Source organism: Nocardia amikacinitolerans (genome assembly GCF_900215415.1).
GTDB classification, from domain to species: domain Bacteria; phylum Actinomycetota; class Actinomycetes; order Mycobacteriales; family Mycobacteriaceae; genus Nocardia; species Nocardia amikacinitolerans.
The window spans coordinates 750,127-772,260 of the sequence record NZ_OBEG01000002.1; the positions used below are offsets into that span (position 1 = coordinate 750,127).

Genomic DNA, 22,134 nt, shown 5'->3' on the forward strand with positions numbered 1-22,134 from the left:
CACGACTTTCGCGATGGCGCCGTACTCCGTGGCGGCAATGCCCGCCGCGCAGACAAAGGAGAGTTTCGCCGGTGATATCGAAGAGCTATTGCGAAACGGAATTCTGGGCGGCTCCTCGATCCGCACAACGAGGGCCGCATGAGGGACACGCATACCGCACCGAACAGGAAGCGGGCCCTGGAGCGGACCCCGGGAAGCCCGCTTCCGTCGGTCGTCCGGTTTGTCCCCTCCGAACGACAGTTCCAGCCTAACGCGCGCAAACACCCGGCGTTCACCGGTACGTCACACGGCGTTCCACGTCTGGTCATGCGCCGAGCCGAGGCAGCGGGCACGAGAACGGGCCCGTCACCGAAGCGACGGGCCCGTTCGTTCGAGTCTCCGGTCCTGCGGCTCGATAGAGCGCAGCCGGACGAATTCCGCCGGGTAGCGGCGCGTGGCCGGTGCCCGGACGGTGTGCGTCAGCCGAGGCTGAAGGGCTGACCCCACAGCGTCACCCAGGTGACGACGTTGTCGGTCTCGACCTCCACGCTGACGAAGGCGCGGGCCTGGGCGTAGCCACCGCAGCCCGACAGGCCGATGGTGGAGTCGGCCCAGGTGACCGAGCCGTTGCTGCCCTTGAACTTGTTGCGCTTCTTGTGCGCCTCGTTGCCGAAGTCGTCGGCCTCCTCGATGTCGAGGATGTAGAACGAGGTCGCCTGGCCCGGGCCGAGCGACAGGTTGCCGCCGCTGCTCGCGCCGATGCTCGGGCTCTCACCCTGCCAGTCGCTACCGGCCTCGACGCCGCCCTCGGCGCCGCCGCCCGCGATGTTCACCTGGCAGCCGACGGTGTAGCCCGGGAAGATCTTGCCGCCGGCTTCCGCGCCGGTGCCGGACAGCTCGACCTGAGCCGAACCGGAGACCCACGCGTTGCGGTGCACCGGGGTGGAACCCATGGACGGGCTGATGAGGGCGGACTCGCCGACCAGACGAACGGTCACCACGGTGCCGTCGGACAGGTGCTTGACGATCTCGCCGCCCGGCAGCGGAACGAAGGTGTCGGCGTTGGCGGCGCCGGTGGAGAACAGGCCCATGGCAATGGTGGCGGCGGCACCGACACCGGCCATCCGCGCCACGTTCTTACGGTTGAACATTTCGTTGTACCCCTCGAGGGTTGAATCGCTTGAGCGAGAAGATTTTTCGTGTTCGATCGACGGCGGCCCCTGGCACGTCGCGGTCACTTCGTGCGACCGCTTCCTGCCCGCGCCCGCCGCTGGGGACTCGACAGACGTCAGCCGATGCTGAACGGCGCTCCGTAGAGGGTGGTCTTCGAGTAGTGGTCACCGATGATCTCGACCACGGTGTAGGCGCGCGCCTGGGCGTAGCCCGCGCAGCCCTGGATCTCGATCTCGGCGTCCTGGTACTCGACCGAGTACACACCCGGCTTCAGGATGTCCTTGTAGTCGATCTGCACGAACTTCACTTCGCCAGGGCCGAGGTTGAGGCCGATGGAGCCGCCCATGCTGAAGCCGTCGAGGTTCACGCCACCGGACACACCCGCGGAGATGGCGTCGTCCGCGATGCTGACCTGGCAACCGACGATGTAGCCGGTGCTCAGCTGGGAAGCGCCGTGCGTCGAGGAGTTGTTGCTACCCGGGCCGCCCGCGGGGCCGTTGTTCGGGCCGACCTCACCCTCGGGGGTGACGGTCACATCGGCGGTGGCGTTGCCCGAGACCCAGACGACGCGACCGGCGCCGTTGGCGGCAAGGGACGGCGAAATCAGGGCGCGCTCACCCGTGCGGGTGATCGTCACGCCATGACCGACCTTCTGACCGTCCGGCAACGGCACGAAGGTGTCGGCATTGGCAGCACCGGTCGACAGCATGCCCATGGCAACGGCCGCGGCGGCGCCGACGCCCGCGACGCGGGCACCGCGACGCAGACCGTTGGTGCGGTTCTCGCTCATACTTCCCCTCATCAGGTTCAAACAGTCAACCTCGACCATCGAGGCTGGACAGTGGTCTCTCAGGCCCAGCTCAGTTTGTCGCCCCTTTGTTGCCGATATGTAACCGGCTGTTATTTCGGCGCAACGCCCTCACTGGCAACGGAACCGAGCCTGGTTCCGCCGGATCGACGAACGTACGTGCCGTATCCGGACCCGTGGGGACCTTCGTTTGGGTGGCTCGTGGCGAAGATTAAACGGTCGGTAACTGCCTGGCAACGCAAAGAATTGTAAAGATGATAGTGATGTAGATCACAGGTGCGGACATGCCAATATCGCTTGACGTGCATAAATGCAGGCGGGAATGTCGCGCATTCGCGGAACCGGCCCGTTCGAGTCGCAATGAGGCCATCGACCGTTTACGAGACAGGGCCGTAATAGATGGCGCAGATCACAGTCCGTTAAAGAAAACGGTGAGGAGATAACGGAGCCATATCACCCCAAAGTACGTACTTGAATAGTAGGAATTAGCTCAACCGTGGTGCGGGGGCACCTGGGAGCGCAACCAGTCGTCGCCGGAGCGGCGGTCGTCCGGGTCGTCACCGCGTTCGTCGCGGGTGGTGTCCGGCAGGGTGTCGCCGAAGATCCGCGCCAGACGCGCGGCGTCCCTCGCCCGGCGTGCGGCGGGGCGAGGGACGTCGGAAGAGTCGGCGGCCGGAATTATTCGGCCAATCCGGACAGTTCGCCGATCACTTTGCTGGCGAGCGGCGAGAGGGTTGCCATACCGTCGCGGATGGCGGAACGGGTGCCGGGCAGGTTCACGACCAGGGTGCTGCCCGAGATGCCGGCGAGACCGCGCGAGAGGCCCGCGTCCAGGGAGCCCGCGACCCGGCCGGAGGAACGCAGCGCCTCGCTGATACCGGGCAGTTCCCGGTCCAGCACCTGCGAGGTCGCCTCCGGCGTCACGTCGCGCGGCGACATTCCGGTGCCGCCGACCGAGATGACCAGGTCGACGCCGCCGATCACGGCCGTGTTCAGCGCATTGCGGATCTCCACCTCGTCGGCCTGCACCGACACGGACGCGTCCACGAGGAAACCCGCCTCGGTGAGCAGCTCGGTGACCAGCGGCCCGAGCGAGTCAACACCTCCATGCGCCGTTCGATCGTCGACGACCACCACCAGTGCACGCCCCGCCACAGGAGCATCGATTTCCATGGTGCTCACCGTAGCGCCTGTGCCGAGCAACCCGGCGGCGGCGCTGGACAATTCCGCGTCACCGAGCCGCCTCACCTGCCACCGTCCGCGGGTGCGGCGGTGAGGGTGACCTCGACGGTCTTGGGACTGTTGCCTTGTTCGTCGGTATAGGTGACCTTCACCTTGTCTCCCGGTTGGTGCGAACGGACGGCGGCGATGAGCGCTTCGCCGGAATCGATGGGCCGATCGTCGAGCTTGGTGATGATTGCGCCGGCCGGGATGCCCGCCTTGGCGGCAGGGCCGTCCGGGGTCGCCTCCAGCACCAGCGCGACGCTGTCCTGCGGGCGCAGCTTGATGCCGATCTGGGCGTAGGTGGCATGACCCTTCTTGATCAGTTCGTCGGCGACCCTGCGGGCCTGGTCCACCGGGATGGCGAAGCCTAGACCGATCGAACCGCTCTGCTGGCCGCCGAGCTCACCGACGCCGAGGCTGGCGATGGCGGTGTTGATGCCGATCAGCTTGCCGCTCGCGTCCACCAGCGCACCGCCCGAGTTGCCCGGGTTGATGGCGGCGTCGGTCTGGATCGCGTCGATCACCGGCTGCGGGGCGTTGGGGTTCTGGCCGCCTTCGCCGCTGGTCGACACCGGCCGGTTCAGCGCGGACACGATGCCGGTGGTGACGGTGCCCGCCAGGCCGAGTGGCGAGCCGATGGCGATCACGGGCTGGCCGACCTGGAGATTCGACGAGGTGCCCAGTTCGATCGGCGTCAGACCGCTCTTGCCCTGCACCTTGATCACCGCCAGGTCCGAGACCGGGTCGGCGCCGACCAACGTGGCGGGCGCGCTGCTCCCGTCGGAGAACATGACCTCCATCTTCGCGCCCGCGCCACCGCCCGAGGCCACGTGATTGTTGGTCAGGATCAGGCCGTCGGAGGAGAGCACGACGCCGGAGCCCTCGCCCTGCGCGCGGTTGCTCGCCACCTTGATCATCACGACGCTCGGCAGCACCTTCTGCGCCACCGCCTGGGTCGAACCCGCTGGCGCGTTGGACGCGTTGCTGACATTGGGCTTCGGCGCGTCCAGCGCGTTGGTCACCTGGGCCCTGCCGTCGTCGGATCGGGTGGCCAGTGTGCCGACCGCACCGCCGATGCCACCGCTGACCAGCGCCAGTGCCACGGCGCCCGCCACAAGACCGGCGCGGAACGGACGCTTCGGCGGTGGCGCGCCGAAGGCCGCGCCCGGGTGCGGAGGCGGCGGCGAGCCGGGAGCGCCGAATCCCGATTCCGGGCCGGGGAACGGCTGGGTCGGATAGTGCTGCATCGGGGGCTGCTGCGCCTGATGGTGTGCAGCGCCGGGCGCGGCCCATGCCGAGTGCTCGGTATGACCCGTCGCGGGGAACTGCTCGGTCGGCCGGGGACCGGAGGCGTCCGCCTTCCCCGGCTCCACGTTGCGGTTCTGGAAATCCTCCGTCATGGCTTCTCGCTTCTCCTCACGTCTGCCGACCAGCGTGCCGACGACGGCTTAGAGCCGACTGAGACCGTGCTTTCAGTTCTCCGAGATCTGCTGGGCTGACGCGGGGCCGTCACCCTCACCAGGTAACACGATACGGATCAGCGCGCCGCCGCGGTCCGATGTGTCGATCGTTATCGTGCCGCCGTGCTTGGTCACCACCTGCTTGACGATGGCGAGCCCGAGTCCCGAGCCGGGCATCGAACGGGAGGCGGTGGTCCGGTAGAACCGCTCGAACACCAGCTCCCGTTCGTCCGAGGGGATGCCGGGGCCCGCGTCGTCCACCGCGAGTTCCAGCAGACCGCGTCCTGCCTCGCGCATGGTGACAAGCACCTGGGCGCCCGCCGGACTCCACTTGGCCGCGTTGTCCAGCACGTTGAGCACGGCCCGCTCCAGCCCCGCCTCGTGGCCGTAGACGAACCACGGCCGCAGCTCGGCGACGAACTCGATGGCGCCGCGGCGGCGCCTGGCGCGCTCCAGCGCCCGCTCGGTCACCTCGCCGAGATCGATCCGGTCGTAGACGGTCTCCGGCGCGTCCTCGCGTGCCAGGTCGACCAGGTCGCCGACGAGGGTGGACAGCTCCTCGATCTGGGCCATCACGTCCTGGCGCAACTCGGCCATGTCCTCCTCGGGGATGGCGGGCGCGCCCGGCCTGCTCGACGCGATGAGCAGCTCCATGTTGGTGCGCAACGAGGTCAGCGGCGTGCGCAGCTCGTGCCCGGCGTCGGCGACCAGACGCCGCTGGCGGTCGCGTGATTCGGCGAGCGCGCGCAGCATCGTGTTGAAACTGTCGGTGAGCCGCGCCAATTCGTCGTCGCCGGTGACCGGGATGGGCGTGAGGTCGTCGGTGCGCGCGACGCGCTCGGTCGCGGCCGTCAGTCTGGCGATGGGTCTGAGGCCCGTGCGGCCCACCGCGGTACCCGCCGCGGCGGCGAGCACGACGCCGCAGCCGCCGACCACGAACAGCAGCCAGGCAAGCCGGTCGAGTACCTCGCGGGTCGGCTCCAGCCGCTGTGAGATGACCAGCGTCGCACCGGAGTTCGTGCGCACCGCGAGCACGCGCTGATTGCTCACCGTGCGCAGCGAGGAGTTCAGCTTGCCGTCGGCGACGGCGAACTCCTGCTCTCCCACCGGCGGAATCGTCTGCTGCGGCGGCATATAGGGCTTGTGGTCGGCGAAGATCAGCGCGACACCGACGTCGTTGGAGAACAACCCCGCCAGGATGATCGACTGAAACCCCAAGCTCTCGAAGTTGTTGTCGATCATCGTCGAGGCGCGCGCCCGCAACTGCGAATCGACGTCGGCGTAGAGGGCGCGCGCCACCATCGCGTAGGCGGCGATGGAGGTGAAGGCGACCGCGATGGCCACCACCGACGCGGCGAGCAGGGTGACCCGCCAGCGCAGCGAGACCGAGCGGGTCAGCGGCATCGGCGGCCGCATCTCGGTCGAGTCGGGCTGGCCAAGGGTGGCGATGACGGGACGGCGTGGAACGCTTCGTGCCATTGTCGCGCGGCCTAGGGTGGTGTTTCGCGCAGGACGTAGCCGACGCCGCGCACGGTGTGGATGAGCCGCGGCTCGCCCTCGGCCTCGGTCTTGCGGCGCAGGTAGCCGATGTAGACCTCGAGCGCGTTGCCGGAGGTCGGGAAGTCGTAGCCCCACACCTCTTCGAGGATGCGGCTGCGGGTGAGCACCCGGCGCGGGTTGGCCATGAGCATTTCCAGCAGCGAGAACTCGGTGCGGGTGAGGCTGATCGAGCGGGAGCCGCGGGAGACCTCGCGGGTCACCGGGTCCAGCGACAGATCAGCGAACAGCATCGCCTCGGAGGTATCGCCCTGTTCGGGCGCGCGGCGGCGTAGCAGAGCGCGCAGCCGGGCCAGCAATTCCTCGAGCGCGAATGGTTTCGGCAGATAATCGTCGGCTCCGGCATCCAGTCCGGCAACCCTTTCGGAAACCGAATCGCGGGCCGTCAAAACCAGAATCGGAAGATCGTCTCCGGTGCTGCGCAGCCGTCGGCAAACTTCGAGCCCGTCCAATCTCGGCATCATCACGTCCAGCACGAGTGCGTCAGGACGTTGGACGGTTGCTTTCTCCAAGGCGTCCACGCCATCCACCGCGAGATCGACCGAGTAGCCGTTGAAGGTCAGCGACCGGCGCAGCGATTCACGGACGGCGCGATCGTCGTCGACTACCAGAATGCGCATGCCACCAGTTTGACCGCACCGACTGAGAGTCGACTGAGAGGGCATGCCGACACGCCGCGAACTGGGTCGGTCGGATGGCGCGGCGGGGCACCACCGATGACCAGGGGCTTTCACCGGCGTGCGCGGATTTCGGTCGCCGCGAGTCTCGCTATGGGACCGAAACTTGTTCTGCGTAGCCATATTAGAGAATTTCCGCGCGGAGTCCCCCAGATTGCCGTTACACACTCAGCACGGTATGTTCCCAGCGGTAAAAACAAGACCTCGAGTTGGTTCTCAGCGGGTTGGTCCCATACTTATGTGAAACAGCCACTAGCCATCCGGGGAACCCGCGCGGAGTGGAGGCGACGGAAGCGGATGGATGCAGCACCGCGTTCCCGGCAATTCAGGCTGTCGAACTGGTCCGTCACCCGCAAGGTCGGGATCGTGCTACTGCTGCCGGTGGTGCTCGCCTCGACGTTCGCGGTTTTGCGAATCAACGACGAGTTGAACACGATCGGCGACCTCGACGCGGCGACCGACCAGGCCAGGATCATCCGGCCGATGCTCGGTTTCGCCTCGGCCACCGAACAACTCGCCGTCACCACGGCGACGACCTGGGAGAACCAGACGAGCGACGCCGACCTGGACCGCATCGCGGGCCGGTTCGATCAGGCGGCCGCCGATCTTCAGACGGCCCTGCGCTCCACGGGCGCGCCGACGGACGTCACCAACGAACTCGACGCGGCGCTGACCGCGGGCCGCGCGATGCGCAACGGCCTGCGCAACAGCTCGCCGGTGGCGATCGGCCAGCAGGCCGACGAGGTCGCCGCCCGCATCGGTAACGCGATCGCGCGCTCGACCTCGCTGGAGGAGATCACCATCCAGCGCTACTTCCTGCAGCTCGGTGTGACCACCAACGCGCGCAGGTTGCACACCCAGCAGTACCTGCTGATCGGTTCGCCTGGCGCGGACCGCAACCCGGCGGTGCGCCCGACGGTCTTGATCACCGCGGGTGGTGAGCTGGTGTTGCTGAGCCAGTTCGCCCAGCTGCAGCCGTCTTCGGCGCTCAACGCCAGCGTGCTGATCGACGCGGTCAACGTCCGTCTCGGCGCGTTCAGCCAGAATCTCGGCGACCCAGCGGGCAGCCAGCCGGTCATCGACTCGCTGCGCACCAGTGCCACCGCCTACGACCAGACCACGCTGAACCTGGTCGACACCATCGACGCGCGACTGGCCGACCGGACCGCCGAAGTCCGCGGCATCGTGTTGCGCGATATCGCGATCGTGGTCGCGACGCTGCTCGCCGGTCTCGCCCTCGCGCTCGCGGTCGCCCGCTCGCTCGTCGTGCCGATTCGCCGCCTGCGCCACGGCGCGCTCCAGGTCGCGCACGTCGACCTGCCCAACGAGCTCGAGGTCGTGCGTTCCGGCAACGCGACGCCGGAGCCCACCCGAGTCGACGTGCACACCACCGAGGAGATCGGCCAGCTGGCCCGCGCCGTCGACGACATCCACAACGCCGCGCTCCACCTCGCCGCCGAGCAGGCCCGTCTGCGCCTGCAGATCGGCAGCATGTTCGAGACCCTTTCGCGCCGTAGCCAGTCGCTCGTCGAGCAGCAGCTGACGCTGATCGAGGAACTCGAGCACGACGAGGACGACTCCGAGCGCCTGCAGAGCCTGTTCCGCCTCGACCACCTCGCCACCCGCATGCGCCGTAACGGCGACAACCTGCTGGTGCTCGCGGGCACCGCGCTTCGCCGCGGTCACCTGCCTCCCGTTCCGCTCTCGGACATGCTGTGGAGCGCGGTCTCCCAGGTCGAGGACTACCAGCGCGTCGAGATCGGCAGCGCGCCCGACGGCATCGTGCCCGGTGAGCCCGCCGTCGACGTCGAGCACCTGCTCGCCGAGCTCATCGACAACGCGCTGCGCTACTCGCCGCCGACCACTCCGGTGGCGGTCTCGGTGGCCCGCGCGGTGGACGGCGGCTACCTGATCGAGATCATCGACCGCGGTCTCGGCATGTCCGCAGAGGACTTGCAGACGGTCAACGAGCACCTCGCCTCCGGTGGTGAGGTCACCGTCGAAACCGCGCGTCGCATGGGTCTTTTCGTGGTCGGCCGACTCGCCAAGCGGCACAACATCACGGTCAACCTGCGCCGCACCTCGGCGATGGCGCAGCAGCCAGGCATCACCGCGAGCGTGCACCTGCCCGGCACCCTGGTGTCGCCGGTGCCGATCAGCGACAAGGCGCCGCAGCTCACCGCGCCGCAGCCGCAGGAGAACGCGCCCGAACCCACGGTCGCGCCGCCGCGCATGCTGGTCCCGGTGCCGAGTCTGGCGCTGCCCGAGCACACTTCCTCGTTCGAGATGAGCAGCACCGGGCTGCCGCAGCGGCGCCCGGCGATCCGGGTGGCCACCCCGGCCGATCGCTCCACCGGCGTGATCGATGTCGAGACCACCGATCCCGGCCGTGGCGGCCCGATGCCGATTCGGACGCGCAACGAGAACGGCGCGCCGCGCGCGGTGGAGCCTCGCGCGCTGCCCTCGCCGGTGTCCCAGCCCGCCGAGCCCGCTCAGGTCGACGTCTGGGCCGAGACGGCCACCTACGAGGTGCCCGAGCCCGAGGCCGTCGCGAACGCCACCCAGGCAACGGTCACCGGGTTGCGTCCGGTGAACCCGGAATCCCCGACGCCGATCTACCAGCGCATGGTGTCGGAGTGGCTGGTCGAACCCGCCTCCGCCGGATCCGAGAACGACGGCGACTCCTGGTCGTCCCCCGCCGATGTCGGCTGGGCGGCCGCCGCGGAGGCGAGCAACCCGACCACCTCCGGCCGCACCTCCGGCGGCCTGCCCATTCGGCAGCCGGGCGCGCAGCTGGTCCCCGGCGGTTTGGCGCCGACCAACGAATCCAACACGCGGAATCCTGATGAGATCCGCAACAGCTTGACCAGGCATCTCAGCGGGGTCCGCAGCGGGCGGGCCGACGCCCAGTACAACGACGGAGGGCTTGCATGACCGACAAACCAGGCAACACCACGGACGAGAACCTGAACTGGCTGGTCACCCGTTTCACTCGGGACGTGCCGGGTGTCACCCACGCGGTACTGGTGTCGGCCGACGGCCTGCTGCAGGCGACCAGCCCGCACCTGCCCGCCGATCGCGCCGAGCAGCTCGCGGCGGTCACCGCGGGTCTGGCGAGCCTGTCCAGCGGCGCGGCCCAGCTGTTCAACGGCGGCAAGGTGATGCAGTCGATCGTCGACATGCAACGCGGCTACCTGCTGGTGATGACGGTCGGCAACGGCTCGCACCTCGCGGTGCTCGCCAACAAGACGCACGACATCGGCCGGATCGGCTATGAGATGGCGCTGCTCGTCGATCGGGTCGGTTCGGTGGTTCAGGCCACCGCCCGGACGGCCGTGTAGAGAGTGCGATGTCTACCCCATCCGGCGGGGGGCCGGGCATACCACCCACCCGCGTTCGTCCCTACGCCCTGACCTCGGGGCGTACGGAACCCGCGGTCGACCTTCCCCTGGAGGCGGTCATCGAGACCATCTCCTACACTGCCCATTTCGAATGGCCGGTCGGCGATATCCGTACCGATATCGTGCGGCTCGGCACCGCGCGCTTGTCGGTCGCCGAGATCTCGGCTCAGCTACAGCGGCCGCTCGGCCTGGTCCGGGTCGTGATCGGCGATCTCGTCGTCGCCGGGACGCTGCGCGTGCATTCGACCCTGAGTGACCAGGCGAGCTACGACGAGCGCCGGTCCCTGATGGAGAGGACTTTGCGTGGACTCCGCGCCCTATAACACCCAGCCGTACGGCTCGGCACCCATGGACAATCGAACCGCTTCGACGAAAATCGTTGTCGCAGGCGGCTTCGGCGCGGGCAAGACCACCTTCGTCGGCGCGGTATCGGAGATCGTCCCGCTGCGCACCGAAGCCATGGTGACCGGCTTCTCCGACGGCATCGACGACCTGGCCGCGACGCCGGGCAAGGAGACCACAACGGTCGCCATGGATTTCGGCCGCATCGTGCTGCCCGGCAACCTGACGCTGTACCTGTTCGGCACGCCGGGCCAGCGCCGGTTCTGGTTCATGTGGGACGACCTGATCCGCGGCGCGATCGGCGCGGTGGTGCTGGTGGACACCCGCCGCATCGAGGACAGCTTCGCCGCCGTCGACTTCTTCGAGGCGCGCGGACTGCCGTTCCTGGTGGCGGTCAACCGTTTTCCGGACGCACCGCGGTTCCCGGTGGCCGAGCTGCGTGAGGCGCTATCGGTGCGGTCCGGGGTTCCGATCGTCGACATCGACGCGCGCAACGCGATGGAAGTGCGCCAATCCCTGGCCGCGGTAACCGAATACGCGATCCAGCGGCTCGCGGCGCAGCAGCACGAGCAGCCCGTCGGACAGGTGTGAGGTTCGCTGTCTTGTCCTACTTCTCCATGGGTTATTGGGTCCTCGGCCTGTCGATCCTGGTGGCGATGGCGGGCGCGCTGATCGGCCTGATCTGCATCCGCCAGTCGACCAAGTCGGTGACGTCCAAATTCCGGCTGGTCTGGCTGGCTTCGGCCGCGGTCTCCATCGGCGGAATCGGTACCTGGCTGGCGATTTTCGTCTCGATGCTCGGCGTCACGCCCGCGAGCGACACGCTGATCCGCTACGACGTCGCCCGGCTCACGGGAGCGGCGGTGCTCGCGGTGCTTTCGGTCTTCGGTGGACTGATAGCGCTCGGCCGGACGCTGCAACTGCCCCGCCTGCTCGCCGCGGGCGTGCTGATGGGCCTCGGACTGAGCCTGATGCTCGCCCTGGGGATGAGTGCCGTGCAGGTGCGCGGCGACATCGAGTTCGGACTGTGGCAGGTGATCGTCTCCGGCCTGCTCGGCGTCGTGATCTCGCTCGGCACACTGTGGTTCGTGCTGCGCTCCTGGCCGACGCCCGCCGTCATCGGCGCCTCGGCGCTGTTCGGGTGCGCCGTCGTCGGCATGCACTACCTGCGGATGGCCGGGCTGGAGCTGCGGATCGATCCGCGCTCGGCGCTCCCGACCGGTGAAGACCTGTTCTCCTTCCTGGTGCCGATGTTCGTCATCGGCATGCTCTCGCTGGCCGTGCCGATCACCGCGGTGCTCGTCGCACCCGACCGGCGCACACCCTCGACGCCGCCCGCGCCGGTGCGGCGGCCCGAGTTCTCACGCTGAACCCCGGCGAACCGCACCGTCTACGTCTTACAGTGGGAGACATGCGGTTCGGCCTGGACTACGCCGGTGGACGTCCGGGCGGCGCCGCGATTCGCGCGGCGGGTTTCGATTTCGTTGTGCGGTATCTGACGCCGGGCGGTCCGAGTCTGCCCGGCAAGCTGCTCACTCCGGCGGAGGCCGACGACCTTCGGGCGCATGGCATTTCGATCGTCTCCAACTGGGAGACCACCGCCGCCCGCATGCTGGACGGCTACAACGCGGGCATCGTTGACGCGCGCGCCGGCCTCGCGCAGGTACTGCGCTGCGGCGGCCGTCCCGACCGGCCCATCTACTTCTCGGCGGATTTCGACGCCACCCCGCAGGACCAGGTGCCGATCAACGCGTACCTGGACGGCGCGGCCACCGTGCTCGGCGCCGCGAATGTCGGTATCTACGGCGGGTATTGGTCGGTGAGCCGGGCGTTGGACGCGGGCAGCGCGGCCTGGGCGTGGCAGACCGACGCGTGGTCGGGCGGGAATGTGGAGACCCGCCGCAACATTCATCCGACGCTGCGCCAGATCCGGGTCAACGGCGTGCTTTGCGACGTGAACGTGGCCGAGACCGCGGATTTCGGCCAGTGGGATTTCGGACAGGAGGAACCGGACATGACGCCGGAGCAGGACGCGGTGCTGCGCGACATACAGACCCAGTTGCGCGGCCCCGGTCTCGCGGGTTGGCCGCAGCTGGGCACGGACGCCGACGGACGGCACCTCACGCTGGTGGACGGGTTGGCCGCGGCACTGCGACGCATCGACGCGCTGGAGGGCGACACCGCGGCACTGCGCGCCCAGATCGGCGAACTGCGCACGGAGATCAGCGAACTGGAGGCCACCACCGCCGACCTGATCGAGCAGGTACGGGAGCTGGAGGGGCACCGCTGGCCGTGGCCGCTCTCCTTGATCGAGGGGCCCGCGGAGTTGATCGGCGCTCAGCTCGCGCGACTGGAATCCCTGCTGCCGGATTTGCCCGGATTGCCGGGACATTCGCAGGCGGAGTCCGAATCGCGAAACGGTAAGCCGTAGGCGCGCGAAACATCGTTCGCGAGAGCGGTTTACGGGAGAATGCCGAAGCTTGGCGATGAGCGGGTTCTTCCGAGAACCGGAAGAACCCGCCCTCTCGGATGAGGGTACCGGCGTGTGAGCACGAAATCATCACTGCGCGGAGACTTTTAAGACCCCTAAAAACAAACTTTGGGTATGCATTTCATCGCTCAGTTACCTTGTCGCACGCCATAATTCAGGAATAGCCGCATGTGATGCAGACCACATCGGTAGCCAGTCGATTGCCGCAGCACCACGATCGCAACGAACCGTCCGGTCCGCCGCCCCATCCCGCGGGCACCGAATCGCCCGGCGCGTTCGGCATACGGGCGGCCATGGGGCGGGTTATTGTCGCGAGGTACGACGCGTTCGGGCGTTCGTCCGATCGCGGCAGATCACGATCGTCCCGAAGGAGTTCGCATGGCCGTCAATGTGGTCCTCGACAAGACGCTCGACAAGGCGTACGAGAACAAGTCGCTCGCGGAGATCCTGGCCGCGCCGCCGTCGGCGCTCGCGGGCCTGACCGCGGAGCACGACAAGGCGCTGGAAGCTCTGAAGATCAAGACCATCGCCGACCTGGGCAACAACAAGTACTTCCGCCTGGCCGCCGCGCTCGCCGACCTGGCCGACAAGCAGGGCTGAGTTCCACGCGGCAGGACAACGCATCGGGCCCGGCGGAGCACACCGCCGGGCCCGACGCGTTCCTCGCCTTCGGCCGTCAGAGGCGATCCAGGTCGATCAGTCCTCGGCGCACGGCCTGCACCAGGCGGCGTGGCACCTGGTGCACCACTCCCCCGACGGTCACCGGCACCAGCGCGGGCGGGGTCGCCTTCCACTGGGCGCGACGGCTGCGGGTGTTGGACCGCGACATCCTCCGCTTGGGCACCGCCATCTCAGGCCTCCGCTCCGGCGCGCACGCGCCTGCCGTACTTGCGCTCGAACCTCTCGACCCGGCCCTGGGTGTCCAGCACGCGGTGCGCACCGGTCCAGAACGGGTGCGAGTCGGCGGTCACGTCGACCACCAGCAGCGGGTAAGTATTGCCGTCCTCCCACTCGACGGTCCGCGCGCTGGTGGCGGTGGACCTGGTCAGGAACCGCTTGCCGGTGCTCGAGTCCTCGAACACCACCGGGTGGTAGTCCGGGTGGATACCTGTCTTCACTTTCCTTCTCCTCTCGAACTTTTCGGCTCCGCGACCTCGTCGACCAGTTCGCCCGCGTCGTCGCACGGGTCGGCGTGCCATTCGCCGAACGGGTCGTCCCACAGCGCGACCCGTTCGGGCGCGCGCTCGACGAGTCGCAGTTCGTCGTCCTCGACCAGCGCCCAGTGCAGGGCACGGCGGATCTCGGCCGGATCGGCGTCGTGCGCGAGGATCACCAGCGAGACGTCCCGATCGCCGAAGCGGTCGTCCCAGCGCAGCGCGGCGAGCGCCCGCCGACTCGGATCCGCCTGTGCCAGTTCGTCTTCGCTCATCGCGGCGAGCCAGCGTCCCGCGCCGCCGACGCGCAGCCCGCCGCCCGCGGACTCCAGCCACACCACCTCGTCGGGCTGAGTGGCAAGCCAGAGCCTGCCGCGCGCGGTGACCACGCCGTCCAGGAGCACGTCCAGCGCGTCGTGGAGCCTGCCGGGGTGGAATGGCCTGCTCGCGGCGAATTCGATCAGGCCGACGCCGTATTCGGCGACCAGCGGCGGCTGCCCGCGCAACAGCGGCGCGTGCGCGTCGAAGATCCGGCCGCGCCGCGATCCCGCCGGAATCCGCGCCAGCAGGGCTTCGATGTCGGCGGCGGCGACGGCGTCGAGGTCGTCGATCCAGGCGACGGGTGCCTCCGGCACCAGACGGGTCAGCACCGCGCCGAGCCTGGCTTGCTCCACGGCGTCGAGCGCGGGGCCGATGGCCAGCACCGCGTCGGCGAAATCGACCTGGCCGACGGCGACCTGCGCGACGGTGCGGTCGTCGTCCGCGGCGGCGAGCCCGCGCTCGGCGAGGGTTTCGTCGCCGGTGGCGTCGCTCAGCCACTCCTGGCTGTCCAGGCAGGTGAGCACCGCCTCGACGCGCACGTCGCGCGCGGCGGGGCCGTCCACCCGGCCGACGACGCCGGTCACCACGACATCAGCGATGGCCTGGCACACCGCCTCGGCCTCGAAGGCCGGATCGAGCGCGAGGACGATGCGCCGCACCGATTCTCGCGCGGCCAACGTGCACAGCAGCGGTAGCAGGTCGGCGCGCAACGTGCAGGAGACGCAGCCGTGCGCCAGCTCGAGCACGGTGATCCTGGTGTCCGTCGCGGTGCGCACCGTGCGGCGCACGACGCCCTCGCGCAGTTCGCTCAGCTCATGGCGCACGACGACGACGCCGTCGCCACCAAGCAGCGCGTCGGCGACACACTCGACGCCCGCCGCCGCGCGTCCCGGCAGACCGGCGACAAGCACGACCGGCGTCCGTCGATCGGGCTCGGGCGGGAGCAGGGCGGGATCAGGCACAACCACCGGAACCCCTTTCGATAACGATTTTCGTTTGCTGTGGAGCAACGGTACAGTGCCGAACAGCCGTTGTCGAAAATGATTGTCATCTACTTTAGGAGTCCACATGTCGGCCCACTGCCAGGTCACCGGCCGCAAGCCGGGATTCGGCAAGTCCGTGTCGCACTCGCACAAGCGGACCAGCCGCCGCTGGAACCCCAACATCCAGCGCAAGACCTACTACCTGCCCGGCGAGGACCGCCGCATCACGCTGAACGTCTCGACCAAGGGCATCAAGACCATCGATCGTGACGGAATCGAGGCGGTCGTCGCTCGCCTCCGCGCTCGCGGCGAGAAGATCTAGGAGCTCCCATGGCATCGAAGTCCACCGACATCCGCCCGATCGTCAAGCTGAAGTCCACCGCGGGCACCGGCTACACCTACGTCACCCGCAAGAATCGGCGCAACGACCCGGACCGCATGGTGCTGAAGAAGTACGACCCAGTGGTGCGCAAGCACGTCGACTTCCGCGAGGAGCGCTGACGTGGCGAAGAAGTCGAAGATCGCGCGCAACGAGCAGCGCAAGGCCGTCGTCGCCCGCTACGCGGCTCGCCGCGCCGAGCTGAAGGAAATCATCCGCAAGCCGGCCACCTCGGACGCCGACCGGGACGCCGCGCAGGCCGCCCTGCAGCGCCTGCCGCGGGATGCCAGTCCGGTACGATTGCGCAACCGGGACGCCGCGGACGGACGTCCGCGGGGTCACCTCCGGAAGTTCGGTCTCTCCCGTGTGCGTGTGCGCGAGATGGCCCACCGGGGAGAGCTGCCCGGTGTGCACAAATCGAGCTGGTAAGAACCACCGATCCCGTAGAAGGAATCCCTGATATGGCAGTCAAGCGAGCACCGTCGAAGAAGGTCCGCGCGGAACAGGCCCGCCGCCCCAAGAAGAACCCGCTGATCGCCGCGGGGATCGAGACGGTGGACTACAAGGACGTGAACTTGCTGCGCACGTTCATCTCCGACCGCGGCAAGATTCGCAGCAGGCGCGTCACCGGGCTCACCCCGCAGCAGCAGCGTCAGGTCGCCGTCGCGGTGAAGAACGCCCGCGAGATGGCCCTGCTGCCGTTCACCAGCCGGTAGCGCGAACTTCTCGATCTCGACGGCGGGGGTTCGGGTGCGTGACGCACCCGAACCCCCGCCGTCGTCGTATCCGCCGGTCGCCGGTCCCGAGCCCGGACGGTGGACAATCCACAGCTATCGATCGAGCGAATCGGCGCGACCGGCCCGAACTCGTCCGATGCAAACAACAGCGCCGATTTCCCCAGGTGCGCATCACCCGATTACCGATCGGTAGTTAATAATCGGCGATCGATTGCGGGCCGCCTTGTGACCGACCGGTAATCGAGCGATGTCAACAGTCTATGAAAAAACGTGACCTTCGTCACAACATGCTGTTATACAGGTGTTATAGCAATGTGATCTCACTCCGAAATTCAGGCCGGGTGATACATTGATTCATACAGAATTGTTGATTCACCTCTCGGGGGTGGGAAGTATGACGGCTTTACAAGCCGGAGTTTTGATGATCGGATCATACCGGCCCGATCGAATCGTTTCCAATTCCGATCTGGCCCCCGAATTGGGTGTCGATGAAGAGTGGATATCCACGCGGACCGGAATTACCGAACGTAGATTCGCCGGAAATCACGAAACAGTAATTTCGATGGCCGCATCGGCCGCACAGAAAGCGCTCGATGCCGCCAAGATGTCCGCTCGACAGATCGATGTCGTCATGCTCGCGACCTCGACACATCTCAACAACACTCCGGCCGCCGCCGCCATCGTCGCCGCCGAACTCGGCTGCGGCGGACCGGCGGCTTTCGATATTTCCGCGGGCTGCTCCGGCTACGCGCACGGCATCGGACAAGCGGCCGCGCTCATCAACGTCGGCCAAGCCGACAACATTCTCGTCATCGGGTCGGAGAAGTTCAACAACGTCATCGACCGCGATGACCGTTCGGTGGGACCGATCTTCGGCGACGGCGCGGGCGCCGCGCTCGTCGGCCGCACGGAATCCGGCCACATCAGGCGCACCGTATGGGGGAGCGACGGCACGCGAGCCAACCTGATCCGCCAGGAACCCACCTGGGAGGAATTGCGCAGCGCGCCGACCACGACGGCCCCTCCGACTTTGCACATGGAGGGCACCGAAGTATTTCGCTGGGCGACCGGCGAGGTGCCCAGGATCGTTTCCGAAATAGCACAGGCCGGCGGTATCACCCTCGCCGACGTAGAGGTATTCATCCCGCATCAGGCGAATTTGCGAATCATCGACGGGGTTGCTCGCAAACTCGGCTGGCTGGACGAATCGGTAGTGATCGCAGACGACGTCCGACGGACCGGAAACACTTCCGCCGCCGCCCTTCCGCTGGCGATCGATGACCTGGTGTCTTCGGGCCGGGCGAAGCCGGGACAACTTGCTCTGCAAGTTTCTTTCGGCGCCGGTCTTTCGTATGCGGGACAGGTTTTCGACCTGCCCCAGGTTGCCTGAAACCGAATTTCTCGATCGCTCTTCGAAAGTTGCTCTGCCATGACCGTTTCTTTTTCCAGCTACGACGAGCCCCTCGGACCCCGGTCCGATCGATACTTCGGTGAGGGTTACAAAAAAGTCAGCCCCGAGCTGGCCAACCTGCAGATCCGTCGCTCCACCCAGCTCGGCGCCAAGCACTCCGGTGTGGCGCGGCTGAGCTACCCGGCCGCTTGGTCGACCAAGAAGCACCGCGAGCTGGTGCCGCACGTCAGCAGCGTCGACACGATCATGCTCGCCGCCTCGCTGTGCGACGCCGCCATCACCCACTCCCGAGACCTCGGCCCTGCCGAATCGTCCCGCATGTGGGTGCGCCAGGCGGCCGTGCGGGCCGGCGCCGCCCCGCACGAGGACCTCGACAACATCCCGGTCGAGGCCGAGATCACCACCACCACCGCCGTGGAAGACGCCGACGAGATCGAGACCGCGTTCAAGTTCCGCGTCGGCAACCTGACCGGCACGCTGACCATGGTGCACCCGGTCGGTTCGGGCGCGCTGGACGTGCCTGGCACCGACCACATCGCCCAGCTCAGCGACATCTACGGTCCGGCGCCGCACTACTACCTCAACGGCGTCAAGGACCACACCCTGACCGCCGCCGACCTGACCGTCGACGAGACCGCCACCCGCATCAACAGCAGGCAGCGGGTCAACCCCGGGGTCGAGGGCGGCTACGTCGGCGCGGAATCGGCGTACTGGGATTCGGTTTCGCCGATCGATGCCATCGTCGGCGCGGCGCAGCTCTCCCAGATCCTGCTGTACCAGATGGACGGACTGGACCGGCGCAACAGCAACACCCTGTGGATGCGCAAGCTCGAGTTCGTCACCGAGGGCCCGCGTCGTCCCTCGGCCGAGCCGTTCGACGGCACGGTGGAGATCCGGCGCACCTCGACCATCGACCGCGGCGGCCAGCGCTGGCGCAGCGCCGATCTACTGATCAAGGAGTTCCAGGGCGTCACCGGGTTCTGCCTGCTCGCCCACCAGTTGCCCGACTGAGGATGTCGGACAACGGAATTCAGTCCGGCGTCGCGTTACTCCGATTCCGGAGCGTCGAACCCGCAGTCCTGGCCGAGCGCGCATTCCGCGAGCGCGGCCAGTGCGGGGTCGTCGGCGTGTTCGGTGGCGTTCATCGCCAGCAGCGCGTTGAGCAGCATGCCGTTGGCGATGAATTCCCGTGCGCGCTCGGGGTCGCAGCCGGTGCGTTCGACGAGCAGGGTGTACAGCGCGGAGACGAAACGCCGTGCGGCGGCGGCGATCTGCGGATGACCGGCGGCCGCGCTGAAGCCCTGCAACAAGACCACAAGCACGTCCCGGTCCTCGACCAGGCTGTTGTAGACCCCGCCGAGGCGTTTCCACACCTCGGGCGACGCGGCGACCTCCGGATCATCCAGTTCGGCGGCGAACGCGGCGAGCAGGGACCGCACCGCCCGGTCGAAGACCTCCTGGAAGAGGTCGGCCTTGGTGCCGAACATCCGCACCACGTACGGCTGCGAGACTCCGGCCTCCAACGCGACGACGTCGGTGCTCGTGCCCGCGTAGCCGCCGCGCGAGAACGCTCGCCCAGCGGCCTCGAGAATCATCTCGCGACGCTCGGCCGCGCTCAGTCTGGCCCTCATGTTGACAAGTTATCACTTGATTACTAGATTTTCGATGAACCCGGTGAGACCGCATTTCGCGTTCGCGTATTCCACTTGGCGACAAGGGGATACGCGAAAATGCGGGCACCCGCTATACAAGGACGCCCGATGAAGGATGCACCCGCGCTACGACTGGCCGTGACCGGCGCACCGCGAACGGGTAAGACCACCGTTTGCACCGCTCTCGCGCTGGCCACCGGCCTGGACTACGCGGCCATATCCACCCACCTCGCCGCTCCGGGCGCCGACCGGAGGCTCGCTCCGACGGTCGACGCCGCGGTACGCGGCTTCGAACAGCGCGTGGATTCCGAAGCCCGGCTGACCTCGGGTTTCGTTTCCGACGGTTCGGTGCTCCAGGAATGGGTGGCGGCCGAGGCGCTGCGGCGAACCCGCAGGCTCAGGCACTGGATGTGGAACCCGCGCGATCTGCCCTATCGCATCTTCGAGAAGCGGTACCTGCTGGCGCACGGCGGAATCGTGACCCGGCGGGCCAATGTCACCTACGACGGGTTCGTCCATCTTCGGATGGACCGGGAATCGGCCACCGAAGGCGATGACCGATACCGCACCACGATCGACCGACTACTGCTCGACACCCTGCACGAAGGGACCGTCCCCTATCTGGTGATCGGGGGGTCCATCGAAGAAATCGTCACCCGGGTGGCCGGCATGTATCAGCTGCCGCAGCTGATGCCGGTGCCCGACGCGGTCTCCGCAGCGTTGCATGCCGCATAACCAACAGCCGTCGCCGCACACCACCCGGAGGGGAATTCCCATGGCATCCGCAGGCGCATTAACCAAGGAACCACAGCGATCGGACAGCGCGATCTGGACCCTTGTCGTGGTCGCGCTCGCCACCTTCATGCTGATGCTCGACCTCACGGTCGTCAACGTGGCGCTACCCGATATCCGCGAAGCCTTCGATTCCACGTTCTCGGCTCTGCAGTGGATTCTCGACGCCTACGCCCTCGGCCTCGCCGCGGTGCTGCTCGCCGCGGGCTCGCTCGCCGACCGCATCGGCCGCAAGAAGGTCTTCGACGCGGGCCTGGTGATCTTCGTGCTCTCCTCGCTCGCCTGCGGCCTCGCGCCGAACGACTTCGTGCTGATCGTCGCCCGCCTGGTGCAGGGCCTCGGCGGCGCGATCCTGTTCGCGGTCGGCCCTGCGCTGCTCGGGCACGAGTTCCGCGGCAAGGACCGCGGCATGGCGTTCGGTGTGTTCGGCGGCGTCGCGGGTCTGGCGATCGCGTTCGGCCCGCTGATCGGCGGCGCGCTCACCGAAACCGCGGGCTGGCGCTGGATCTTCCTGATCAACGTGCCGGTCACCATCGCCGCACTCGCCGTCGGCTACCTGAAGATGCGTGAATCCCGCAGCGACACACCGCCGCCCGTGGACTGGCTGGGCATGGTGACCTTCTCCGCCGGTCTGTTCTTCCTGGTGCTCGGCTTCATGCGGGGCGAGCAGGACGGCTGGACCAGCGGCCGGATCATCGGCTGCTTCGCGCTGGCGGTCGTGCTGCTCGCCGTGTTCACCTGGTTGCAGATCTCCCGACCGAGCCACGCGATGTTCGACCTGTCGCTGTTCCGCAACCGCACCTTCAACGGCCTGTCCGTGGTGACCGCGCTGTGCGCGCTCTCGGTGATGCCCGCGCTGTTCCTGCTCATCTCCTACGTGCAGAACCTGCTCGGCTACTCCGCCTTCGCCAGCGGCGTGCGCTTCCTCCCGCTGACGCTGCTGCTGTTCGTCGCCGCCGCCATCGCGGGCAGCATGGTCGCCAAGCTGCCGCCGTCGATCCTGGTCGGCGCCTCGCAGCTGCTCATCGCCGCGGGCCTGATCGCGGTGCTGATGGTGGAGCCGGGTTCGTCGTGGACCGCGCTGATCCCCGGCATGGTGCTGATCGGTCTGGGCATGGGTGTGTTCAACCCGCCGCGCGCCGCGTTCTCCATCGCGGTCACCAGCCCGGACAAGGCGGGCATGGCCTCCGGCGTGAACGAGACCTTCCAGCAGGCCGGTCTGGCCATCGGCATCGCCGCGGTCGGCGCGTTCTTCCAGAACCGGGTGGGCAGCTCGTTCACCGAATCCGAGGCGGCGCGCACGGTCTTCGGTGACCAGGCCGCCGAGGCGGGCGACGCGGTCGCCGCGGGCGGTCCCGCCGTCGTCGCGGCCGAGGTGCCCGAGTCGGTCGCCGAATCGGTTCGCGCGGCAGCGGAAGCAGCGTTCGTCAGCGGCTTGGAGAACGCCATGGTGCTGGCGGCCGTGCTCGCGGCCGTCTCCGGCGCGATCGCGTTCCTGACGCTGCGCAGCCGCGATCTGGACGAGGACGCGCTCGCCACCCCCGGCGTGCCGACCGAGGACGCCGACACCCAGCCGGCACCGGTGGCCTGACC

The 22,134-nt window shown here is 67.9% G+C and carries 25 protein-coding genes; 15 read left to right on the forward strand and 10 right to left on the reverse strand.

Annotated features, from left to right (window positions below):
• Window positions 1-458: 458 nt before the first annotated feature.
• The 6 genes from CRP45_RS11770 to CRP45_RS11795 all read right to left on the reverse strand — a co-directional run bounded on the left by CRP45_RS11770 (window position 459) and on the right by CRP45_RS11795 (window position 6,821).
• Window positions 459-1,130, reverse strand: coding sequence for an MspA family porin (locus CRP45_RS11770; RefSeq protein ID WP_097245091.1), 672 nt, complete (start codon window positions 1,128-1,130; stop codon window positions 459-461).
• 137 nt (window positions 1,131-1,267) lie between these two features.
• Window positions 1,268-1,942 (reverse strand): MspA family porin, encoded by a 675-nt coding sequence (locus tag CRP45_RS11775; protein ID WP_097245092.1) that lies wholly within the window; start codon window positions 1,940-1,942, stop codon window positions 1,268-1,270.
• Between the two features lie 696 nt (window positions 1,943-2,638).
• Complete coding sequence (locus CRP45_RS11780) at window positions 2,639-3,133, reverse strand: MogA/MoaB family molybdenum cofactor biosynthesis protein (protein WP_067784792.1); 495 nt, start codon at window positions 3,131-3,133, stop codon at window positions 2,639-2,641.
• Between the two features lie 71 nt (window positions 3,134-3,204).
• Window positions 3,205-4,584 (reverse strand): S1C family serine protease, encoded by a 1,380-nt coding sequence (locus tag CRP45_RS11785; RefSeq protein ID WP_179830850.1) that lies wholly within the window; start codon window positions 4,582-4,584, stop codon window positions 3,205-3,207.
• Window positions 4,585-4,656: 72 nt separating this feature from the next.
• Window positions 4,657-6,123: a HAMP domain-containing sensor histidine kinase gene (locus CRP45_RS11790; protein WP_067784309.1), complete on the reverse strand. Its 1,467-nt coding sequence runs from the start codon at window positions 6,121-6,123 to the stop codon at window positions 4,657-4,659.
• Between the two features lie 11 nt (window positions 6,124-6,134).
• The gene (locus CRP45_RS11795; protein WP_067784307.1) at window positions 6,135-6,821 is read right to left on the reverse strand and encodes a response regulator transcription factor; all 687 of its coding nucleotides are present in this window, start codon (window positions 6,819-6,821) and stop codon (window positions 6,135-6,137) included.
• A gap of 354 nt (window positions 6,822-7,175) precedes the next feature.
• Here CRP45_RS11795 and CRP45_RS11800 point away from each other — a divergent pair, with 354 nt between their 5' ends.
• The 7 genes from CRP45_RS11800 to CRP45_RS11830 all read left to right on the forward strand — a co-directional run bounded on the left by CRP45_RS11800 (window position 7,176) and on the right by CRP45_RS11830 (window position 13,712).
• Entirely contained in the window at window positions 7,176-9,812 is a 2,637-nt protein-coding gene (locus tag CRP45_RS11800) for a sensor histidine kinase (RefSeq protein ID WP_067784305.1), read from the forward strand.
• A complete protein-coding gene (locus CRP45_RS11805) occupies window positions 9,809-10,219 on the forward strand; it encodes a roadblock/LC7 domain-containing protein (protein ID WP_067784303.1) in 411 nt (136 codons plus the stop codon). Before CRP45_RS11800 ends, CRP45_RS11805 begins: the two co-directional genes overlap by 4 nt.
• An 8-nt stretch (window positions 10,220-10,227) precedes the next feature.
• On the forward strand, window positions 10,228-10,602 hold the full coding sequence (locus CRP45_RS11810) for a DUF742 domain-containing protein (RefSeq protein WP_097245093.1): 375 nt from the start codon (window positions 10,228-10,230) through the stop codon (window positions 10,600-10,602).
• Between the two features lie 25 nt (window positions 10,603-10,627).
• Complete coding sequence (locus tag CRP45_RS11815) at window positions 10,628-11,212, forward strand: GTP-binding protein (RefSeq protein ID WP_067784299.1); 585 nt, start codon at window positions 10,628-10,630, stop codon at window positions 11,210-11,212.
• A gap of 11 nt (window positions 11,213-11,223) precedes the next feature.
• Window positions 11,224-11,991: an MHYT domain-containing protein gene (locus CRP45_RS11820; RefSeq protein WP_097245465.1), complete on the forward strand. Its 768-nt coding sequence runs from the start codon at window positions 11,224-11,226 to the stop codon at window positions 11,989-11,991.
• Between the two features lie 41 nt (window positions 11,992-12,032).
• Window positions 12,033-13,052, forward strand: coding sequence for a DUF1906 domain-containing protein (locus CRP45_RS11825; protein ID WP_097245094.1), 1,020 nt, complete (start codon window positions 12,033-12,035; stop codon window positions 13,050-13,052).
• A 438-nt stretch (window positions 13,053-13,490) separates the two neighbouring features.
• The gene (locus tag CRP45_RS11830) at window positions 13,491-13,712 is read left to right on the forward strand and encodes a hypothetical protein (RefSeq protein WP_067784294.1); all 222 of its coding nucleotides are present in this window, start codon (window positions 13,491-13,493) and stop codon (window positions 13,710-13,712) included.
• 76 nt (window positions 13,713-13,788) lie between these two features.
• Here CRP45_RS11830 and rpmF read toward each other — a convergent pair whose 3' ends face one another.
• The 3 genes from rpmF to mrf are packed head-to-tail and all read right to left on the reverse strand — an operon-like array spanning window position 13,789 to window position 15,555.
• Window positions 13,789-13,962 (reverse strand): 50S ribosomal protein L32, encoded by a 174-nt coding sequence (gene rpmF / locus CRP45_RS11835; protein WP_067784292.1) that lies wholly within the window; start codon window positions 13,960-13,962, stop codon window positions 13,789-13,791.
• A 1-nt stretch (window position 13,963) separates the two neighbouring features.
• Complete coding sequence (locus CRP45_RS11840; RefSeq protein ID WP_097245095.1) at window positions 13,964-14,230, reverse strand: type B 50S ribosomal protein L31; 267 nt, start codon at window positions 14,228-14,230, stop codon at window positions 13,964-13,966.
• A complete protein-coding gene (mrf, locus tag CRP45_RS11845; protein ID WP_245910077.1) occupies window positions 14,227-15,555 on the reverse strand; it encodes a ribosome hibernation factor-recruiting GTPase MRF in 1,329 nt (442 codons plus the stop codon). The genes CRP45_RS11840 and mrf overlap by 4 nt, the downstream gene beginning before the upstream one ends.
• 100 nt (window positions 15,556-15,655) lie before the next feature.
• On the opposite strand from mrf, the gene rpmB reads away from it, so the two are divergent.
• The 6 genes from rpmB to CRP45_RS11875 all read left to right on the forward strand — a co-directional run bounded on the left by rpmB (window position 15,656) and on the right by CRP45_RS11875 (window position 19,108).
• On the forward strand, window positions 15,656-15,892 hold the full coding sequence (gene rpmB, locus CRP45_RS11850; RefSeq protein WP_067784288.1) for a 50S ribosomal protein L28: 237 nt from the start codon (window positions 15,656-15,658) through the stop codon (window positions 15,890-15,892).
• 8 nt (window positions 15,893-15,900) lie between these two features.
• Window positions 15,901-16,071 carry a 50S ribosomal protein L33 gene (gene rpmG / locus CRP45_RS11855; protein ID WP_067784286.1) on the forward strand — a complete coding sequence of 57 codons (171 nt, stop codon included), beginning with the start codon at window positions 15,901-15,903 and terminating at the stop codon, window positions 16,069-16,071.
• A gap of 1 nt (window position 16,072) precedes the next feature.
• Window positions 16,073-16,378, forward strand: coding sequence for a 30S ribosomal protein S14 (rpsN, locus tag CRP45_RS11860; RefSeq protein WP_097245097.1), 306 nt, complete (start codon window positions 16,073-16,075; stop codon window positions 16,376-16,378).
• 32 nt (window positions 16,379-16,410) lie between these two features.
• Window positions 16,411-16,665, forward strand: coding sequence for a 30S ribosomal protein S18 (gene rpsR / locus CRP45_RS11865; RefSeq protein WP_011211513.1), 255 nt, complete (start codon window positions 16,411-16,413; stop codon window positions 16,663-16,665).
• 415 nt (window positions 16,666-17,080) lie between these two features.
• Complete coding sequence (locus tag CRP45_RS11870; RefSeq protein WP_245910078.1) at window positions 17,081-18,076, forward strand: beta-ketoacyl-ACP synthase 3; 996 nt, start codon at window positions 17,081-17,083, stop codon at window positions 18,074-18,076.
• A 39-nt stretch (window positions 18,077-18,115) separates the two neighbouring features.
• Window positions 18,116-19,108, forward strand: coding sequence for an AvrD family protein (locus CRP45_RS11875; RefSeq protein WP_097245098.1), 993 nt, complete (start codon window positions 18,116-18,118; stop codon window positions 19,106-19,108).
• 35 nt (window positions 19,109-19,143) lie between these two features.
• Here CRP45_RS11875 and CRP45_RS11880 read toward each other — a convergent pair whose 3' ends face one another.
• Window positions 19,144-19,728: a TetR/AcrR family transcriptional regulator gene (locus tag CRP45_RS11880; RefSeq protein ID WP_067784278.1), complete on the reverse strand. Its 585-nt coding sequence runs from the start codon at window positions 19,726-19,728 to the stop codon at window positions 19,144-19,146.
• Between the two features lie 129 nt (window positions 19,729-19,857).
• On the opposite strand from CRP45_RS11880, the gene CRP45_RS11885 reads away from it, so the two are divergent.
• Complete coding sequence (locus CRP45_RS11885; RefSeq protein WP_097245099.1) at window positions 19,858-20,484, forward strand: AAA family ATPase; 627 nt, start codon at window positions 19,858-19,860, stop codon at window positions 20,482-20,484.
• Window positions 20,485-20,524: 40 nt separating this feature from the next.
• On the forward strand, window positions 20,525-22,132 hold the full coding sequence (locus tag CRP45_RS11890) for an MFS transporter (RefSeq protein ID WP_097245100.1): 1,608 nt from the start codon (window positions 20,525-20,527) through the stop codon (window positions 22,130-22,132).
• The last annotated feature ends 2 nt before the right edge of the window (window positions 22,133-22,134 follow it).

Coding starts and splice junctions, on each gene's coding strand:
- CRP45_RS11770 (WP_097245091.1), bottom strand. CDS start 1,130: ATGTTCAACCGTAAGAACGTGGCGCGGATGGCCGGTGTCGGTGCCGCC.
- CRP45_RS11775 (WP_097245092.1), bottom strand. CDS start 1,942: ATGAGCGAGAACCGCACCAACGGTCTGCGTCGCGGTGCCCGCGTCGCG.
- CRP45_RS11780 (WP_067784792.1), bottom strand. CDS start 3,133: ATGGAAATCGATGCTCCTGTGGCGGGGCGTGCACTGGTGGTGGTCGTC.
- CRP45_RS11785 (WP_179830850.1), bottom strand. CDS start 4,584: ATGACGGAGGATTTCCAGAACCGCAACGTGGAGCCGGGGAAGGCGGAC.
- CRP45_RS11790 (WP_067784309.1), bottom strand. CDS start 6,123: ATGGCACGAAGCGTTCCACGCCGTCCCGTCATCGCCACCCTTGGCCAG.
- CRP45_RS11795 (WP_067784307.1), bottom strand. CDS start 6,821: ATGCGCATTCTGGTAGTCGACGACGATCGCGCCGTCCGTGAATCGCTG.
- CRP45_RS11800 (WP_067784305.1), top strand. CDS start 7,176: ATGGATGCAGCACCGCGTTCCCGGCAATTCAGGCTGTCGAACTGGTCC.
- CRP45_RS11805 (WP_067784303.1), top strand. CDS start 9,809: ATGACCGACAAACCAGGCAACACCACGGACGAGAACCTGAACTGGCTG.
- CRP45_RS11810 (WP_097245093.1), top strand. CDS start 10,228: ATGTCTACCCCATCCGGCGGGGGGCCGGGCATACCACCCACCCGCGTT.
- CRP45_RS11815 (WP_067784299.1), top strand. CDS start 10,628: ATGGACAATCGAACCGCTTCGACGAAAATCGTTGTCGCAGGCGGCTTC.
- CRP45_RS11825 (WP_097245094.1), top strand. CDS start 12,033: ATGCGGTTCGGCCTGGACTACGCCGGTGGACGTCCGGGCGGCGCCGCG.
- CRP45_RS11830 (WP_067784294.1), top strand. CDS start 13,491: ATGGCCGTCAATGTGGTCCTCGACAAGACGCTCGACAAGGCGTACGAG.
- rpmF (WP_067784292.1), bottom strand. CDS start 13,962: ATGGCGGTGCCCAAGCGGAGGATGTCGCGGTCCAACACCCGCAGCCGT.
- rpmB (WP_067784288.1), top strand. CDS start 15,656: ATGTCGGCCCACTGCCAGGTCACCGGCCGCAAGCCGGGATTCGGCAAG.
- rpmG (WP_067784286.1), top strand. CDS start 15,901: ATGGCATCGAAGTCCACCGACATCCGCCCGATCGTCAAGCTGAAGTCC.
- rpsR (WP_011211513.1), top strand. CDS start 16,411: ATGGCAGTCAAGCGAGCACCGTCGAAGAAGGTCCGCGCGGAACAGGCC.
- CRP45_RS11870 (WP_245910078.1), top strand. CDS start 17,081: ATGACGGCTTTACAAGCCGGAGTTTTGATGATCGGATCATACCGGCCC.
- CRP45_RS11875 (WP_097245098.1), top strand. CDS start 18,116: ATGACCGTTTCTTTTTCCAGCTACGACGAGCCCCTCGGACCCCGGTCC.
- CRP45_RS11880 (WP_067784278.1), bottom strand. CDS start 19,728: ATGAGGGCCAGACTGAGCGCGGCCGAGCGTCGCGAGATGATTCTCGAG.
- CRP45_RS11885 (WP_097245099.1), top strand. CDS start 19,858: ATGAAGGATGCACCCGCGCTACGACTGGCCGTGACCGGCGCACCGCGA.
- CRP45_RS11890 (WP_097245100.1), top strand. CDS start 20,525: ATGGCATCCGCAGGCGCATTAACCAAGGAACCACAGCGATCGGACAGC.